Source organism: Sphingomonas sp. 77B (assembly GCF_056497825.1).
In genome coordinates this window covers 2,823,494-2,841,749 of sequence record NZ_JBWMBY010000001.1, presented here as the reverse complement: position 1 = coordinate 2,841,749, position 18,256 = coordinate 2,823,494, and the positions used below count along the sequence as shown (strand labels likewise).

Below are 18,256 nucleotides of genomic sequence, written 5' to 3'. Positions count from 1 at the left end.
GCAGGCTATCGCAGTCTAACGCCCCGCCGCCATGCCGGTTTCATCATGCCCGAGCGAGCCATTCAACAACCTTGTCCGCCAGTGGCGAAAAGACCGTGTCGCCCTCGCCCGCCGCCGGAGGCCGGCCCGCATCAGAGGCGGTGCGAATCGCGATGGTCAGCGGCACCCGGCCCAGGAACGGAATGCCCAGCTCGGCGGCGGCCGCCTCCGCCCCGCCCGAACCGAACGGGTCGGAGATGCCACCGCAATGCGGGCAGCAATAGCCCGCCATATTCTCGACCAGGCCGATGATCGGCACCCCCGCCTTGGTGAACAGGTCGATCGCGCGGCGTGCGTCGATCAGCGCCAGATCCTGCGGCGTCGAGACGATCACCGCGCCCGCCGGGCGATGCTTCTGTACCATGGTCAGCTGTACGTCGCCGGTGCCGGGCGGCAGGTCCAGGACCAGCAGCTCGGTCGCGCCCCAGTCGCCGTCGACCAGCTGGCTCAGCGCGCCCGCCGCCATCGGCCCCCGCCACGCGATCGCCTTGTCCGGCTCGACCAGCTGGCCCATCGACAGCAGCGAGACGCCATAGGGCGTGGGCACGGGTTGCAGCTTGCCGTCCTGCGCGACCGGCTTCACGCCCTCCGCCGCCATCAGGCGCGGTTGCGACGGGCCATAGATATCGGCGTCGACCAGGCCGGTCTTGCGGCCAGCCCTCGCCAGCGCGATGGCGAGATTGGCCGACAGGGTGGACTTGCCCACCCCGCCCTTGCCGCTGGCGACCGCGATGATGCGACGCTCGCGCTTCTCGGCGGTCAGGACGACACGGACATCCTCGGCCCCCGACTGGATCGCGGCGGCCTTTACCTCTTCCTCCAGCGCGTGGCGGCCCGCGCCGTCCAGGCCGGTGGTGTCGAGCACGACCCCCGCCCGCGCGCCCTCCATCCGTACATTCGCGCGCTTGCCCGCCACCGCGGCGACCGCCGCCTTTACCGTCTCGATGATGCTCATGCGCGGCAGATAGGACGCGATGCGCGGCTTGGCACTGTTTTTGTCGGCGAACCGTTCCTATAACGATGAACATGAGAAAGCTGACGGGCCGGTTTCAACGCCCCCCCATTCTGGCCGCGAACACGCCAAAGGGCCCCTGGGGCGGGTCCGGCGATGACCCCGACAATGGTCCCCGCAACCCCTGGGCGGTGCCGCCGGGCGGCCGCAAGGCGCCGGGCAAGCCCACCGCGCTGGACGAATTCATCCGCAAGGCGCGTGGCTCCGGCGGCGGCGGCCCCGGTGAAGGGCCAGGCGGATCGGGCAGTGGTTTCGGCGGGCTTCCCGGCGCACCCGGCGGGCGGACGCTCTGGGCGATCGGCGCGGCGATCCTGATCGTCGTCTGGCTGCTCTACACCTCGATCCACCCGATCGGCCCGCAGCAGCGCGGCGTCGTCACCTATTTCGGCCGCTATACCGGCATCCTCGATCCGGGCATCCAGATCACCGCGCCCGCGCCGTTCGCCAATGTCCGGGTGCTGGACGTGCAGAAGATCCGCACCGAGAATTTTCCGGAAGGCTCGGGCCAGAATCTGGTCCTGACCAACGACCAGAACATCATCGACCTGACCTATTCGGTGCGCTGGGACATCGCCAATCCGGCCGATTATGCCTTCCGTCTGGCCCAACCTCAGCAAACCGTCCGGGCGGCGGCCGAAAGCGCGATGCGCGCGGTGATCGCCGACACCTCGCTCGACCAGGCGCTGGGATCGGGGCGCACCGGCATCGAACAGCGGGTGCAGGAACTGACCCAGTCGATCCTGAACGAGTATCGCTCGGGCGTGCGCATCCAGGGCGTGGCGATCAAGCAGGCCGCCCCGCCGCAGCAGATCGTCGACGATTTCAACAAGGTGACGGTGGCGCAGCAGCGTGCGGTCGCGGACGTCAACCAGGCGCGCTCCTATGCGCAACAGGTGGTGGCCCGCGCCCAGGGTGAGGCAGCGCAGTTCGACAAGGTGTATGAACAGTATCGCCTGGCCCCCGAAGTGACCCGCCGCCGCATGTATTACGAGACCATGGAGGCCGTGCTGGCCAAGTCGGACAAGACCATCGTCGAGACGCCGGGCGTCGTGCCCTATCTGCCGCTGTCCAAGGCGCAGCCCCGGCCGCTGCCGCCCGAGATCACCGCGACCGCTCCCGCTACGCCAGCCGCCGGTTCCGGTCAGGGGGGTGGCCAGTGAACGGCCTGAACGCACGCAACCCGATCGTGCTGGGCGTCGCCCTGCTGGTCGCGGTCATCATCGCGGCTTCGACCTTCGCGATAGTACCGGAAACCAAGCAGGCGGTGATCTATCGCTTCGAACAGCCGCGCCGGGTGGTCAACGGCTATCGGCAGGGCGAACAGCTGGGCGATAGCGGCGCGGGCCTGATCGCGCGCATCCCGTTCGTCGACCGGATCGTCTGGGTCGACAAGCGCGTGCTCGACCTCGACCTGGAAAAGACCCAGGTGCTGTCGACCGACCAGCTGCGCATGAATGTCGACGCCTTCGCCCGTTTCCGCGTGATCGATCCGCGCCGCATGCTGGCGACGGCGGGCAGCGTGGACGGCGTCATCAACCAGCTTCGCCCGATCTTCGGTTCGGCGCTGCGCAACGAGTTGGGCAAGCGTCGGTCGTCCGAACTGCTCAGCCCGGAGCGTGGCCAGGTGATGGACGCGATCCAGGTGCGGCTCGACCGAATCGCGCGCCAATATGGCGTCCAGATCGTCGACGTCCGCATCAAGGAAGCCGAACTGCCCGAGGGCACGCCGCTCGACAGCGCGCTCGCCCGGATGCGCACCGCCCGCCAGCAGGAAGCGATCACCATCGCCGCGCAAGGGCAGAAGCAGGCGCAGATCGTGCGGGCGGACGCCGATGCCGAAGCCGCGCAAATCTATGCCCAGGCGTTCGGCAAGGATCCCGGCTTCTACGACTTCTATCGTGCCATGCAGTCCTATCGCCATACCTTCGGCGCGGACGGCTCGAACCAGGAACACGGGTCGACCCAGATCATTCTGTCGCCCGAGAACAGCTATTTGAAGGAATTTACCGCGCCGGGCCGATAGGTGGACAATTCACCTTTCCGCTCGTTCATATTCAAGCGTCGTTCAGCCTGGCCGTGGCAAATAGGTCACGGTCAAACTGAATTTTCTTTGAGAGGACCCTAGCCCAGTGCGCTACGCCTACGCCATTACCAGTGCGCTCCTCCTCGGTGGCGCGACCGCGACCCTGGCCCTTCAGCCCGGGACCGCCCAGGTCGCGCAGAACGAACCCGGGGCGATCCAGGCAGTCGCCCCGCGCGCCGGTGCGCCGATGAGCTTTGCCGACATGGTCGCCAAGCTCCAGCCCGCCGTCGTCAACATCTCGACCAAGCAGTCGATCACCACCAAGCAGCAGGCGAACCCCTTTGCTGGTACGCCGTTCGAGGGCTTTTTCGGCCAGTTCGGCGGTCAGGCCGGGCCGCAGCCGCAAAAGCGTGAGGGCATGTCGCTGGGCTCGGGCTTCCTGATCTCGCCCGACGGCTATATCGTCACCAACAACCACGTCATCGCGCCGGGCGCGGCGGGCGCGTCGGTCGATTCGATCACCGTCACCCTCAACGACCGCAAGGAATATACCGCCAAGGTCGTCGGCCGCGACGAGACCTCCGATCTCGCGGTCCTGAAGATCGACGGCAAGAACCTGCCCTTCGTCCGCTTCGGCGATTCGTCGCGCGCGCGTCCGGGTGACTGGGTGCTGGCGATCGGCCAGCCCTTCGGCCTGTCGAGCACCGTCACCGCCGGTATTGTCTCGGCGGTACACCGCGTCACCGGACAGGGCGGTGCGAACGACCGCTTCATCCAGACCGACGCCGCGATCAACCAGGGCAATTCCGGCGGCCCGATGTTCGACATGAACGGCAACGTCATCGGTATCAACAGCCAGATCTATTCGCAGTCGGGCGGCAATATCGGCATCGGCTTCGCCATCCCGGCGGAGGACGCCAAGCCGATCATCGACCGTCTGATGAAGGGTCAGAAGATCGAGCGCGGCTATCTGGGCGTGCAGATCGGTGGCCCGGTCACCGACGATGTCGCGGCTTCGCTCGGCGTGCCCAAGGGCCAGGGCGAGATCATCGCGAAGGTCGAACCCAATGGCCCCGCCGCCAAGGCCGGCCTGAAGGCGTTCGACGTCGTGACGAAGGTCAACGGACAGTCGGTGACCCCCGACCAGACCCTGTCCTATCTGATCGCAAACGTGCCGCCGGGCGGCCGCGTCAACCTGGAGGTGCTGCGCAACGGCAAGCCGGTATCGGTCACCGCCACCGCCGCGACCCGCCCCTCGAACGAGGAACTGCGCTCGACCATGGGCGACGGCTCGGATGCCTTCCCCGACCAGGATGACGATGCGCAGACCACCCCCACCCCCGGCGGCGGCCTGGGTCTGGCAGTACAGGCCCTGACGCCTGCGATCGCGCGCGCGATCAACGTCGATCCGTCGACGCAGGGCGTGGTCGTCGCGGCGGTCGATCCGTCGAGCGATGCGGCGTCCAAGCTGAAGCGCGGCGACGTCATCACCGCCGTCAACGGCACGCCGATCCGCAGCGCCGCCGACCTCCAGCAGGTCGTCGCCGCCGCCAAGGCCGCGGGCCGTCCGCAGGTGCTGGCGCAGATCACCCGCGGCAAGATCGCAGGCGCGCTGATCCCGCTGCGGATCAAGTAACCCGCACGCTCTTTACGGGCAGGCACGAAAGGCCGTCGCATCCCAGGGGTGCGGCGGCCTTTTGCTATTCCCGTCCCCATTCACCGCGATAATATGCGCACCATGGACGGCATCTTCATCGGCATGGGTGGCGGCAAGCCACAGGCAATCGACCTCAAGCGCGCGAACCGGCACGGCCTGATCGCGGGCGCGACCGGCACCGGCAAGACGGTGACGCTGCAGACGATGGTCGAGGGCTTTTCGCGCGCCGGGGTGCCCAGCTTCGTTGCCGACGTGAAGGGCGACCTGTCGGGCCTGGGCCTGGCCGGATCGGCGATGGGCAAGACCCATGCCGCCTTCGCCGCCCGCGCCGCCGAACTGGGAATGACCGACTGGGCCTATGACGCGGCGCCTGTGCAGTTCTGGGACCTGTTCGGAACCCAGGGCCATCCGGTTCGCGCGACCGTGTCGGAGATGGGGCCGCTGCTCCTCGCGCGCATGATGGGCCTGAACGAGACGCAGGAGGGCGTGCTGACCATCGCCTTCCACGTCGCGGACAAGGAAGGACTGCTGCTCCTCGACCTGGACGATCTCCAGGCGATGCTGGCCGAATGCGCCGCGCGGGCGGACGAGCTGACCACGACCTACGGCAATGTGTCGAAACAGTCGGTCGGCGCGATTCAGCGCGCGCTACTCCAGTTGCGCACGCAAGGGGGCGAGCATTTCTTCGGCGAACCCGCGCTCGAACTGAGCGACCTGATCGCCACCGACGATGCGGGGCGCGGGGTGGTCAACATCCTGGCCGCCGACCAGCTGATGGCCAGCCCCAAGCTCTATGCCACCTTCCTGCTCTGGCTGCTGTCCGAATTGTTCGAGCAGCTTCCCGAGATCGGCGACCCCGACAAGCCCAAGCTGGTCTTCTTCTTCGACGAGGCCCATCTGCTGTTCGACGAGGCCGCGCCCGCCTTGGTCGACACGATCGAGCGCGTCGTGCGGCTGATCCGGTCCAAGGGCGTCGGCGTCTATTTCATCACCCAGAATCCGATCGACGTGCCCGACAAGATCGCCGGGCAGCTGGGCAACCGGGTCCAGCACGCGCTGCGCGCCTTCACCCCGCGCGATCAGGCGGCGGTACGCTCGGCCGCCGAGACGTTCCGCGCGAACCCCGGTGTCGATGTCGCCACCGCCATCACCGAGCTCAAGGTCGGCGAGGCGCTGGTCTCGCTGCTCCAGCCCGACGGCTCGCCCTCGCCGGTCGAGCGCACGCTGATCGTCCCGCCGCGCAGCCGGGTCGGCCCCGCGACACCCGAGGAACGCAAGGTGCTGGTCGAGACCGACGCGGTCGGCACCAAATATGACGAGGCCATCGACCGCGAGTCGGCCGAGGAACTGCTCGCCGCCAAGACGCAGGAGGCGGCCGCCGCGGCCGCCGAGGCCAAGGCGGCGACCGAAGCCGACAAGCAGGCGGCGCAACAGGCCAAGGCGGACGCAAAGGCCGCCAAGGAGGCCGAACGCGCCCGCATCGCCGAACAGCGCGCCGCCGCGAACTCGCCCTGGGCCAAGATGGCGAGCAGCGCGGCGCGCTCGGCCAGTTCCTCGATCGGGCGACAGGTCGCCAACGAGATCGGCAAGCAGGTGTTCGGCGGTGGATCGCGGCGGCGATCGAACAGCGCGGGCGGGGGGATCGTGGGCGCGGTGGTGCGCGGCGTGCTGGGGAATCTGTTTCGGGGGTAATGCTTCCCCCTTCCAGCACCGCCACCCCAACCTCCGTTCAGCCTGAGCGACGTCGAAGACCACGGGATCGGTCCCCCTCGATGGAATGGGTCGCGCGAAGGCGAAGGCACCGCCCTCACCCTTCCCACCCGCCGGGGCGGGGCCCTTCCCTCTCCCGCTGGGAGAGGGAGGGAGCGAGGGAGGCGTCTCAGATTGTGAGGACATTGCCTTGAACCAATGTAAGCCCCTCCCCTTCAGGGGAGGGGTTGGGGTGGGGCCTCACCACAGGCCACACGTTTGTGGACACGCCCCACCCCCGGCCCCTCCCCTGAAGGGGAGGGGTGCGTTCATCTCATGTCATCTTGCTCGATCGCCAGAAGGGTGAGGGTCGGCGGCGATGGAGTCCCTGGGCCTTCTACCTCGCTCAGGCTGAACGGAGGTTGGGGTGTAAATTCCCCGCCCCTGCTAAGCGAAGTCGAAGCCCACGCCCGCCACGAAACGCTAGGCGAGCGCCCCGCACTCTGCCACATCTGCGCGCATGAGCCGTACCCCGACCACGACCGCCCCCATCGCCGAGCTGACCCTTCGCGGTATCGCGCTGGGCGGGATCATCACCCTGCTGTTCACCGCCGCAAACGTCTATCTGGGTCTGAAGGTCGGGCTGACCTTCGCCACCTCGATCCCGGCGGCGGTCATCTCGATGGCGATCCTGCGCTACCTGCCGAACAGCTCGGTGCTGGAGAATAATATCGTCCAGACGGTCGCCTCGGCGGCGGGGACGCTGGCGGCGATCATCTTTGTGCTGCCCGGTCTGGTCATGATCGGCTGGTGGCAGGGCTTTCCCTACCTCCTGACCGCCGGGATCACCGCGACGGGCGGCATATTGGGCGTCATGTTCTCGGTCCCCTTGCGCCGCGCGCTCGTCGTCGACACCGACCTTCCTTACCCCGAAGGCCGAGCCGCCGCCGAAGTGCTGAAGGTCGGCGCGGGCAGCCGCGAGGGTGAGGCGGAGAGCGCGACCGGGCTGCGCCTGATCGTCGTCAACGCCATCGCCTCGGCCGCCTTCGCGGTGCTGACCCAGACCAAGCTGGCGGTCGCGGAGGCCGCCATCTGGTTCCGTACCGGCGCGGGCGCGACCGGGATTTCGGGCGGGCTTTCTTTCGCGCTGATCGGCGTCGGGCATCTGGTCGGCCTGTCGGTCGGCATCGCGATGCTGGCGGGGATCGCCATCGGCTGGTGGGTCGCGCTACCCATCCTCACCGCCATGTCGCCCTCGGCCGGGCCAGTCGCCGAATGGGCAGGCGGAGTCTTCAGTCGCGATGTGCGCTTCCTGGGTGCGGGCGTCATCGGCGTGGCGGCGATCTGGACACTTCTGAAGATCATCGGGCCGGTCATCGGCGGCATCCGCTCCTCGCTGGCCGCCGCCTCCGCCAAGCGCGACGGCGCGGTGCTGGCAATCGGTGAACGCGACCTGCCGATCGGGATCGTCACTGCCGTCGCGCTGGCGACGCTGGTGCCGATCGCGGGGCTGCTCTGGTCGGTAATCGCGGGCGGGCCGCTGGCGGCGTCAGGCGTTGCGCTGATCGGTGGTGCGCTGCTGTTCATCCTGCTCATCGGCCTCGTGATCGCGGCTGTCTGCGGCTATATGGCGGGCCTGATCGGGGCGTCGAACAGCCCGGTATCTGGGATCGGCATCCTGTCCGTCCTGGCCGCCGCTTTGCTGCTGGTCGGGCTGTTCGGGCGCGGTACCCCGCCCGAGACGACCCAGGCGCTGGTCGCCTATGCCCTGATCGTCACCGGCATTGTGTTCGGCGTTGCGACCATTTCCAACGACAATCTCCAGGACCTGAAGACCGGCGAGCTGGTCGGCGCGACGCCGTGGAAGCAGCAGGTGGCGCTGATGATCGGCGTCGTCTTCGGCAGCCTGGTGATCCCGCCGGTGCTCGACCTGCTCAACGCCACGCTGGGCTTTGCGGGCACGCCGGGCGCGGGACCGAACGCGCTGTCGGCACCGCAGGCCGCGCTGATCTCCGCGCTGGCCAAGGGTGTGCTGGGTGGCGACCTGAACTGGACGATGATCGGCGTGGGTGCGCTGGTCGGCGTCGGCGTGATTGTCGTCGACGAGCTGTGCGGCAAGCTCGGCTGGCTGCGCCTCCCCCCGCTGGGCGTGGGGCTGGGCATCTATCTGCCCATGTCGGCGACATTGCCCGTCGTGGTCGGTGCGGTGATCGGCCACGCCTATGACCGCTGGGCCAAGCGCAGCGCGAACCCGGAGGCCGCCGAGCGGCTGGGCGTGCTGGCCGCGACGGGGCTGATCGTGGGTGAGAGCCTGTGGGGCGTGGGCTTTGCGGGGATTGTGTACCTGACCAACTCGGACGCGCCGCTGGCACTGGTCGGAGACGGTTTCGCCACCCCCGCGCTGGTCGGGGGGACGATCCTGTTCCTGGGAATCGTGGCGGCGCTGTATCGCTATACCCGCCGTCAGGTCGTGAGCCTGCCGCCAGCGGTGCGCTGATCCTTATCACAGGAACTGGCGGTCATTCCTCCCCTGTAAGGGGAGGTGGCAGGCTGAAGGCCTGACGGAGGGGTGTTACCCTATCGATAGCGGGGATACCCCTCCACCATCCTTCGGATGGTCCCCCTCCCCCTAAGGGGGAGGAAGAGATAAGTCTCAATGGCGCGGGACGGCACCCGCACCACTTGGACATCACATCGCGGCGAGCAACTCGCTGATCTTCACGAACGCAAAACCGATCGAGCTGTCCGCGATGCCGTAAGGCAGGAACAGGGAATCGCCGTGGCGGATCGCGCCGCAGGAATAGACGACGTTGGGCACATAGCCCTCGCGGTCCTGATCCTTGGCGGCCAGGATCGGCTGCTTCGTCCGGCCGAGCACCTTGGACGGATCGTCCTTGTCGAGCAGCGCCGCGCCGATCGAATATTTGCGCATTGCGCCGACGCCGTGGGTCAGCAGCAGCCAGCCCTCGTCCGTCTCGATGGGCGGGCCGCAATTGCCGATCTGCACCAGCTCCCACGGATAGACGGGGGTCAGGATCTTCTCGCCCTCGTCCCAGTGCGTCAGCGAGTCGGACTTGAGCAGGAACAGATTCTCGCCGTCCTGCCGCCCGATCATCATATATTGCCCGGCGACCTTGCGCGGGAAGAGCGCCATGCCCTTGTTGCGCGCAGCCGCGCCGGTCATCGGCACGAGGTCGAACGCCCGGAAGTCGCGGGTTCGCATCAGTTCGGACTGGATGCCCGAGCCGTCATAGGCGGTGTAGGTGCCGATCCACTCGACCGCGCCGTCGTCATGCGTGAACTGGACGATGCGCATGTCCTCCAGACCCTTGGACTGGGCCTGGGTGATCGGGAAGATGACGGTGCCCGACAGCGTTGAGTCGCGGTGGCGATGCACCGTGATCGGGCCGCTCGGCACATCCTCGTCGCCCCAGCCATGCACGTCGGTCGCGGTCGCGAAGGGCGGCTCGGGCGCGAGGCGCAGCTGGTTCTGGTCGTTGATGATGCCTTCGCGGAAGGCGACCGAGGAGATATGCCCCTCGCCCACCGCGCGCATCGACATCAGGATACGCTGCGACCCCGGCTGGATGCCGGTCTGGTCGAAATGCGGCACCGCCGACGGGTTCATCAGCGCGGCCGCGGCATAGCTGTATTCGTGGCAGAAATAGGCGCCGATCAGCTGACGCTTCTCGTCGCTGATCTTCGATCCGTCCAGCTTCAGCAGATCCTCGATCTGGTCGTAACGGGTCATGAAGACGCGCCGCGTCTGCCAATGCCGCGCCTCGAAATCCTTCAGCACGGTTTCCAGCTGGTCGCGGGCTTCCTGCGGCGACATGGCCAGGACCTCGCCGACCAGCCGCTCGGTGCGGCTGGGCGGTGCACCGTTGCCGCCGCCCCAGGCAATATGAAACGGCCGCACCACGACGCGCGAAGGGTCGGCATGAAGCCGCAGCCGGTGGTTGAAAAGATCCATCGCGCTACCGTCTCGCCACTTTACCTAAAACGCTCATCACACCCCCGAAACATGACAGCATGTCAGGCAATGTGACGATCGGCTCCTGCCATGGATGACGCGGAATGGCAAAGCCTGGCTATCGCGCAATTGGCGAGTTGCAGCGCTAGGATGGACTCGGCACCCTGGTTGCGATTGAGGCCGGTGGGCATCAGGCCGTCGAAACAGCCGCCATCATGCGCGGTCGCCAGCGGCAGGTCGAGGTCGTTGGCGCCCAGGAACCAACCATAGGCCCGCTCCCCCTCGGCGACCCAGGCCGCATCGCCCGTCGCCAGATAGGCCGAGCGGCATGCCTCGACCGTGGCCTGCGCCTCCAGCGGCTGCTGGTCGAACTGGAGCGGCTCGGCATAGGGGCGGCCGAAGCTCTCGCTGCCGACCGCGCGGAAACGGCCCTCGGGCGAGGTCTGCTTGGCGACGATCCATTCCAGCGTCGAGATGCCGCAATCGATCAGATCCTTCCGGTCGAGCGCCCGACCCGCCTCGATCAACGCCTGCGGCACGCGGGCATTGTCATAGGCCAGCACGATCTCGAACCACTGCCATTCGGGCCGCCGTGCCTCTTCAAGCAGGGCCAGATGCAGCGGGGGCAGCTTCTCCAGGATGGCGCGCGCCAGCTGATGGCCCGGGCGTGCCTCCAGCATCGCGGCCGCGCCCAGCATCGCAAAGGCCTGCGCGCGCAGCGAACCGAGGTCGAGGGCCAGCGAGGCGGTGGCGTCGAACCACATCTGCGCCCAATCGCGATGCTTGGGCAGTTGCGCATCGCGCGCGGTCACGCCCAGCGCCCACAGGGTTCGGCCGTTCGAATCTTCCGACCCGACATCCTCGCACCAGCTACGGTCGAAGCGCATGAAGTTGCGATAGCGCCGCGCCTCCGGATTCCAGGCATATTGCAGGAACGAGGCGTAAATGGTCGTCCATTTGTCGCGTGTCACCGGATCGATATCGGGCGCCTGGGTCATGAAGATCAGCGCGCGGGCATTATCGTCGATGCAATAGCCATGACGACGATCGGGGATCGAATAGATGGCGTGCTGCAACATGCCGGTCGAGTCGCTCATCCGCTCGACAGCGGCGATATCGGCCTTGAGCGGCTTGATGGACGGTTGGTGACTGGCGATCCGGCGGGGACGCGCGGTGATGGCCGTCGCGATCTGCTCGATCGCCGCTTCGGCCAGGCGCGGCCAGATCATGGTGCGGCCCCGCGTATAGGCCCGGCTGGACAGGCGATTGCGCGCGCCCTCGTTCGACAGCAGCCGATCGATCTCTCGGGCAAAGGCACCGACGTCGCCGAAGGGCACGAGAACGCCGTGGTCGTCGTCCAGAATTTCAGTGGCATGGACATAAGGGGTGGAGATCACCGCCTTGCCCACACCGACCGCATAGGACAGCGTTCCGCTCGTGATCTGGGCCGGGTTGGTATAGGGCGTCGCATAGATATCGGCCGCCTGGAGATATTCGATCAGCTCGTCATGCTCGACGAAGGCGTCGACAAAGGCGACATTGTCGGCCACGCCGCGCGCTTCGGCCAGCGCTTTCAGCCGGTCGCGATACGCCTCGCCCTCATGCGCGATGAGGTTCGGATGCGTGGCACCCAGCACGACGTAAAGCAGTTCGGGATGGTTCGCGGCGACGGCGGGCAGCGCCTCGATGATCGTCTCGATCCCCTTGTTCGGGGCGAGCAGGCCGAAAGTGAAGACCACCTTGCGCCCTTCCCAGCCGAACCGCGCCTTCAGCGCATCCGGGGTGATGAGTTCGCGGTCGGGCACGCCGTGCGGGATCATCGCGATCTGGCGCGGATCGGCACCATAGACGCGTTGGAGGATGTCGCGGCCCTTGTCGGCCATGACGATGATCCGCGCACAGCGGCGCAGCAGCCCCTCCATCACCCGGCGCTCATCGGCGGACGGCTTTTCGAGGACGGTGTGGAGCGTGGCGATTACGGGCAGCGTGGTGCGATCGAGCAGTGCGAGCAGATGCTCGCCGGCGGCACCGCCATAGATGCCATATTCGTGCTGGACCCAGATCGCCTGCGCCCCGCTCGACTCGATACGACGAGCCGTGTCGAGATAGGCGCTGCGCTCATGCTGCGGAATGGCGGCGGTGACGGCGGGCGGATAGGCGTAGCGACCCGGATGGTCATCCATCGCATAAACATCGACCGCCAGTTCGGGGAAGCGATTGCGCAGCGCGGAATAGACGTCGGTGGTGAAGGTTGCGAGCCCGCATTGACGGGGCAGGAAATTGCCGATCAGCGCCAGTCGTTCGATCACGGTTCCGTTCGCATCCACCATATCGCTTGTCCTTGCAGGCGCGAGGAAGCGGCAGATCCGCAAATCCCCTCGCTGCCAGATTAACCCGCGATGATCGGGGAAGGTTGCAAGGCGTATTACATATTTGCTGCACCGCACCCGATCCTTGCGGCGGGATGACGCTACGGCAGGCCCAGGTGCGCAGGCCGCACCCTCGGTCATACGACGACTTCAGCGGAGGCAGGCGGGGACCTGTTCGCCCGCACTGCCCCCGCTGCCCAGACCGATATTGGTATTAAGCCGGATCGATATTCACATTATTCCTCCCCTGTAAGGGGAGGTGGCAGGCTGAAGGCCTGACGGAGGGGTGTCCCGGTTGGAAAGGTTGGATCTCCCTTACCACCGGCGACACCCCTCCACCATCCTCTGGATGGTCCCCCTCCCCTTGCAGGGGAGGAATATGCGGCATTTCGCCTGAATGTCGATCGGCCCTAGCGCGCAGGCGCCCGACTGGTGGCCTCGGCAATGGCCTTGCTATTGCCCGATGCCTTTCCGTCCGGCTTGAAGCCGGGTTCGTAGGAGATGCTGGCGGCCTTGCGCTGCTCCTTCAGCTTCTGCCCCATCGCGTCGGCGATCGCCTTGCGCTTCAGGATTTCGGCGGCGAGGCTACGCGCGTCGTTACCCGAAACCGGCGTCGGCAGGCGCTGCAGGATCGCATTGGCGGTGTAATTGCCTTCGAACGGCACCAGAATCGGATCGCCGAGCGGCTGCTTGGCCATCGCCCCCGCGATCGCCGGGTCGAGGAACGCCGAATCGACCAGCACATGATCGCGCACGAACGGCGTGGCACTTTGGGTCAGCGCATCGGCCAGCGCGTCCAGCGTCTTGTACTGGCCCAGCGCGATCAGCGCCTCGGTGCTGGCGGGCTTCGCGAAGCGGATCTGGTCGACGAAATATTTCTGGCGCTGCGCGAACTCGTTGGGATTGGCGGCCACATAGCGGTCGACCGCCTGGACCGAGGGCGCGGGCAAGGTGCTGGCCAGCTTTTCCGCCAGCAGGCCGACCAACAGCTTCTGCTCTTCGCGGTCGCGCTGGGCCGCGAATTCAGACGTCTTGTCCAGCCCCATCTGCCGTGCCGCCTGCGCCAGCAGATCGCGGTCCATCACCTGCGGCAGGACGGTCCTGCGATAGGTGAGGCGGTCGACCGTCGGCGGCGCGTCCTTCAGCTCCGCATCCAGCGCCTGGGTCGAAATCACACGCCCGTCCACCTTGGCGGCCGCCGGGCCATCGGAGCGGGACTGGCATCCCGACAGCGCCAGCAGGGCCAGCGGAGCGGCGCTCCAAAGCAGATGTCTCACGCAATGTACTCCATTACCGAATCGGCCACGCCCGCAGGGTAAAAGCGGATGCGGACCCATGCCGGCTTCTATTTCAGTTGCCGGATCGTGGCGCAAATCGGTTTCGATATCCTTAGCCTGGCGATCTGCCAGATGCCCGAAACGAAACCGGCCGCCCATAGGGGCGGCCGGTCGTCATTCCCTTACTTCGCGCCGACGCGCGTGGACCGAGGATATTCAGGCCATCGCGGCGCGCGGTGCGGCCTGGCGGCGGCGGACGACGCCACCGATCAGGACCAAGCCCAGCAGCATCATCGCCCAGGTCGCGGGCTCGGGCACCGAGACCGGGACCGACGCCGCACCATAAGCGCCGCTGCCGCTATAGGTGCCGACATTCACGCCCAGGCCGGTGGTCGGATCGATCTTGTAGATCGTCGTGTCCTTCACGCCGAACAGCGCATCAGCGGTCGAGGCAAGGCCGAACAGATCGGGCGTACCGCCGATCAGGCGGGTCGCGCCGCTCGTCGGATCGACAATCGCCAGGCCCAGATTGCTGGCGAGGTACATCTGCCCCTTGAAGAAAGCGAGATCGCCCGACGACTGCGCAATGCCCATCGAACCGACCAAGCTGGCAGCACCCGTGGTGGTGTTGATCTTGAAGAGGTTGTTGTCGCCCGAACCGAACAGCGTGCCGTCCGCGCCGAACACCAGACCGTTCACGAACGCGCCCAGCGAACCCAGGCGGGTGGTAACGCCGGTCGTCGGCGCGATCTTGAACAGCGTGCCGCCGTCCACGCCGAACAGGTCGCCGCCGGAGTTCAACGCGATGTCGAACATCTGGGTGCTCGTCTTGCTGAGCACCGTCGATGCCCGGGTCACCGTATCATACGAAACGATGCTGCCGTTCGCATCATTGATGAGGATGGTCGGATTGGCGCTGGCCGCACCGGCCGTGCCGAGCCCGACCACCGAACACACCATCATCGCGACGAACCTGACGATCTTTTGCACTGCCCAATTCCCTTTCGCACACAAAGGTACGTTCCTTGCGACGGTACATACCCCGTCCGTGGGAGGGCTTCAAATACTAGTACTGTATCACATCGGGATGGGAACGAGGGTCGACGCGCGGCAGGTGCGGGGCCGGTCAGCCCCGGCCGCGATACCCGGCGACGCCCTGGTCGGGCAGCCAAAGATCGGCGGGCGGCGCGGAGGACTGCCAGAAAACGTCGATCGGGATACCGCCGCGCGGATACCAGTAGCCGCCGATGCGCAGCCAGACCGGCTTCATTTCCTCAAACAGACGCTCGCCAATACCGACGGTGCAGTCCTCGTGGAAACCGGCATGGTTGCGGAAGCTGCCCAGGAACAGCTTCAGCGACTTCGACTCGACGATCGTCTCGCCCGGCACATAATCGATGACGAGATGCGCGAAGTCGGGCTGGCCGGTCACCGGGCAGAGCGAGGTGAATTCGGGCGCGGCGAACCGGATCAGATAGGTCCGTCCGGGCCGGGGGTTGGGAACATAATCGAGCACCGCCTCTTCCGGGGAAGCGGGCAGCGCGCTGGTCTGGCCGAGATGCTTCATGAAAGGCCATGTAGGACAGCCATGCCCAAAGCGCCAACGCTGATCCCCATTCTCGGCGATCAATTGTCGATGAACCTCTCGTCGCTGGAGGGCGCCGACCCTAAAAACACCGTCCTCCTCATGATGGAGGTGGCGGACGAGACGGGTTACGTCCGCCACCACAAGGCCAAGATCGCCTATATCCTGTCCGCCATGCGCCACCATGCCGAGGCGTTGAAGAAGGCGGGCTGGCGGGTCGACTATGTGAAGCTGGACGACCCGGACAATGCGGGCAGCTTCACCGGCGAGGTCGCGCGTGCGGTCGAACGGCACGATCCGACCCGCATCGTCATCACGCAGGCAGGCGAATGGCGGGTGGCCGCGATGCTGGAGGCATGGGAGACGATGTTCGGCATTCCCGTCGACATCCGCCCCGACACCCGCTTCATCGCCAGCCAGGCCGAGTTCGAGGATTGGGCGAAGGATCGCAAGGAACTCCGCATGGAGTTCTTCTACCGCCTGATGCGGCGCAAGACCGGCCTGTTGATGAAGGGCGACAAGCCCGAGGGCGGCAAGTGGAATTACGACGCCGACAACCGCAAGCCCGCGCCCAAAAAGGACACGCCGCCCGAGCCGCTGAAATTCGCGCTCGACAAGATCACCCGCGACGTGCTGAAACTGGCCGCCGCGCGGTTCGACAACCATCCCGGCTCGCTCGACGGCTTCGCCTATGCGGTGACCGCCGAGGACGCACGCAAGCAGGCCGAGGCGTTCATGGCCCACGGCCTGCCCAAGTTCGGCGACTATCAGGATGCGATGCTGACCGGGCAGCACCAGCTATGGCACTCGGTCCTGTCGCCTTACATCAATTCGGGGCTGCTCGACCCGCTCGAACTCTGCCGGATGGCCGAGGGGGAGTATGAGGACGGCCATGCCAGCCTCAATTCGGTCGAGGGCTATATCCGCCAGATCATCGGCTGGCGCGAATATGTGCGCGGGCTCTACTGGCATGTCGGGCCGGATTATGTGGACCGCAATTTCCTGCGCGCGCATCGCAAGCTGCCCGGCTTCTACTGGACCGGCGAGACCGACATGCACTGCATGGCGCAGGCGCTGGGCCAGACGCTCGACACCGCGCATGCGCATCACATCCAGCGGCTGATGGTGACGGGCAATTTCGCCATCCTGATCGGCGCCGATCCGGCGGAGGTGCATCGCTGGTATCTGGAAATCTATATCGACGCCTATGAATGGGTCGAGCTGCCCAATGTCGTCGGCATGAGCCAGTTCGCCGATGGCGGCATCATCGCGTCCAAGCCCTATGTCTCGTCGGGGGCGTATATCAACCGCATGTCGGATTATTGCGGGGCTTGCCGATACGATGTGAAGCAGCGGGTGGGCGAGGACGCCTGTCCGTTCAACGCGCTCTATTGGGATTTCCTGGCGCGGCATGAAAAGCGGCTGGGGGAGAATGTGCGGATGGCGATGGCCTATCGCAACTGGAACCGGATGACGGAGGCGGATCAGAAAGCGGTGCGGGCGCAGGCGGCCGGGTATTTGAAGGGGTTGGAATAGAGCTATTCCCGTGGCCTTCGACTTCGCTCAGGCTGAACAGAGTTTGGGATAGGCCTCCCTCACCTCTAGCCGCTCCCCTCCCGCAGGCGGGAGGGGATGGGGGAGGGCTTGGAGTCTCACAGAGCCTGTTGCCCATGGCCCCGCCCTCCCCAAACCCATCCCGCCTGCGGGAGGGGCTTACCGCGCGTGGCTTGCGAGCCCGCCCCCAACGCGCCTAGGTACGGCGCTCGACCAAGGGGATCCGAGATGCCGCCACTCCTGAACCCGCAAGACCTCGCCGCCATCGCGGGCGACGCAGACGTCCGCATCCTCGACGTCACCTACTTCCTCGACGACGCGGACGGCACCAGGGCCCGGCGCGGTTATGAGGACGGCCATATCCCCGGTGCGCGCTTCCTGCCGATGAGCACCCTGGCCGACCCCGACAGCGACCTGCCGATGACGCTGCCCCTGCCCGAGCATTTCGCCCATGCGATGAGCGAGGCAGGCGTCGGCCATGCCGACCGCATCGTCCTGTACGACCGCTCGCCGCTGCACAGCTCGGCGCGGGTCTGGTGGCTGCTGACCCTGTTCGGCGCGCCATCGGTGGCGCTGCTCGACGGCGGGCTGGAGGCTTGGGCAGCGGCGGGGCATCCCGTGATGGTCGGCCCGGCGGGTGCGCCCGAGGTCCCCGGCCTGTTCGTCGCGCAAGCCGATCTCGCCCGCGTCCGCAGCCTTCATGAGGTCCGCACCCATGTCGAGGCGGGCGATGCGCAGATTGTCGATGCCCGCTCGCCCGGCCGCTTCGCAGGCACCGAGCCCGAGCCCCGCCCCGGTGTCGAGCCCGGCCATATTCCGGGCGCGTTGAACCTGCCCTATTCCCAGTTGTTCGAGGGCGATGGCCGCTGGAAATCCCCGGACGCCATCGCCGCCGCCTTCACCGCCGCCGGGGTCGATCCGGCCAAGCCGATGGTCGCTACCTGCGGTTCGGGTATCACCGCCTGCGTCCTCGCCTTCGGGGCGGAGCGGATCGGCGGCCTGATGCCGGTCTATGACGGCAGCTGGACCGAATGGGGTTCCGACCCCAGCACCCCCAAGGCGAAAGACGCTTGAAACG

13 protein-coding genes are annotated in these 18,256 nt (G+C 66.8%); 7 read left to right on the top strand and 6 right to left on the bottom strand.

Annotated elements, in window-relative coordinates; all coding sequences use genetic code 11:
• Positions 1-43: 43 nt before the first annotated feature.
• Complete coding sequence (locus AC1GI4_RS13285) at positions 44-994, bottom strand: Mrp/NBP35 family ATP-binding protein (protein WP_479629827.1); 951 nt, start codon at positions 992-994, stop codon at positions 44-46.
• A 71-nt stretch (positions 995-1,065) separates the two neighbouring features.
• On the opposite strand from AC1GI4_RS13285, the gene hflK reads away from it, so the two are divergent.
• The 5 genes from hflK (at position 1,066) to AC1GI4_RS13260 (ending at position 8,917) form a co-directional block, all read left to right on the top strand.
• Positions 1,066-2,211 carry a protease modulator HflK gene (gene hflK, locus AC1GI4_RS13280; RefSeq protein WP_433908924.1) on the top strand — a complete coding sequence of 382 codons (1,146 nt, stop codon included), beginning with the start codon at positions 1,066-1,068 and terminating at the stop codon, positions 2,209-2,211.
• A complete protein-coding gene (gene hflC / locus AC1GI4_RS13275) occupies positions 2,208-3,074 on the top strand; it encodes a protease modulator HflC (RefSeq protein ID WP_294270123.1) in 867 nt (288 codons plus the stop codon). The genes hflK and hflC overlap by 4 nt, the downstream gene beginning before the upstream one ends.
• Before the next feature lie 106 nt (positions 3,075-3,180).
• Complete coding sequence (locus AC1GI4_RS13270; RefSeq protein WP_433908926.1) at positions 3,181-4,710, top strand: Do family serine endopeptidase; 1,530 nt, start codon at positions 3,181-3,183, stop codon at positions 4,708-4,710.
• A gap of 78 nt (positions 4,711-4,788) precedes the next feature.
• Positions 4,789-6,423 (top strand): helicase HerA-like domain-containing protein, encoded by a 1,635-nt coding sequence (locus AC1GI4_RS13265; protein ID WP_479630407.1) that lies wholly within the window; start codon positions 4,789-4,791, stop codon positions 6,421-6,423.
• A 517-nt stretch (positions 6,424-6,940) separates the two neighbouring features.
• The gene (locus AC1GI4_RS13260; protein ID WP_479629826.1) at positions 6,941-8,917 is read left to right on the top strand and encodes an OPT family oligopeptide transporter; all 1,977 of its coding nucleotides are present in this window, start codon (positions 6,941-6,943) and stop codon (positions 8,915-8,917) included.
• Positions 8,918-9,109: 192 nt separating this feature from the next.
• Here the strand turns inward: AC1GI4_RS13260 and AC1GI4_RS13255 are convergent, their stop codons facing one another.
• The 5 genes from AC1GI4_RS13255 to queF all read right to left on the bottom strand — a co-directional run bounded on the left by AC1GI4_RS13255 (position 9,110) and on the right by queF (position 15,606).
• Positions 9,110-10,393 (bottom strand): glycoside hydrolase family 130 protein, encoded by a 1,284-nt coding sequence (locus AC1GI4_RS13255; protein ID WP_479629825.1) that lies wholly within the window; start codon positions 10,391-10,393, stop codon positions 9,110-9,112.
• A gap of 62 nt (positions 10,394-10,455) precedes the next feature.
• On the bottom strand, positions 10,456-12,723 hold the full coding sequence (locus AC1GI4_RS13250; protein ID WP_479629824.1) for a glycosyltransferase family 4 protein: 2,268 nt from the start codon (positions 12,721-12,723) through the stop codon (positions 10,456-10,458).
• 449 nt (positions 12,724-13,172) lie between these two features.
• Positions 13,173-14,039, bottom strand: a complete 867-nt coding sequence (locus AC1GI4_RS13245; protein ID WP_479629823.1) for a hypothetical protein — start codon at positions 14,037-14,039, stop codon at positions 13,173-13,175.
• A 216-nt stretch (positions 14,040-14,255) separates the two neighbouring features.
• The gene (locus tag AC1GI4_RS13240) at positions 14,256-15,029 is read right to left on the bottom strand and encodes a PEPxxWA-CTERM sorting domain-containing protein (RefSeq protein ID WP_294274297.1); all 774 of its coding nucleotides are present in this window, start codon (positions 15,027-15,029) and stop codon (positions 14,256-14,258) included.
• Between the two features lie 136 nt (positions 15,030-15,165).
• Positions 15,166-15,606 (bottom strand): preQ(1) synthase, encoded by a 441-nt coding sequence (queF, locus tag AC1GI4_RS13235; RefSeq protein WP_007403692.1) that lies wholly within the window; start codon positions 15,604-15,606, stop codon positions 15,166-15,168.
• 21 nt (positions 15,607-15,627) lie between these two features.
• On the opposite strand from queF, the gene AC1GI4_RS13230 reads away from it, so the two are divergent.
• Both AC1GI4_RS13230 and AC1GI4_RS13225 read left to right on the top strand, forming a co-directional pair.
• A complete protein-coding gene (locus AC1GI4_RS13230; protein ID WP_479629822.1) occupies positions 15,628-17,160 on the top strand; it encodes a cryptochrome/photolyase family protein in 1,533 nt (510 codons plus the stop codon).
• 246 nt (positions 17,161-17,406) lie between these two features.
• The gene (locus tag AC1GI4_RS13225; protein ID WP_479629821.1) at positions 17,407-18,252 is read left to right on the top strand and encodes a sulfurtransferase; all 846 of its coding nucleotides are present in this window, start codon (positions 17,407-17,409) and stop codon (positions 18,250-18,252) included.
• Positions 18,253-18,256 lie beyond the last annotated feature (4 nt).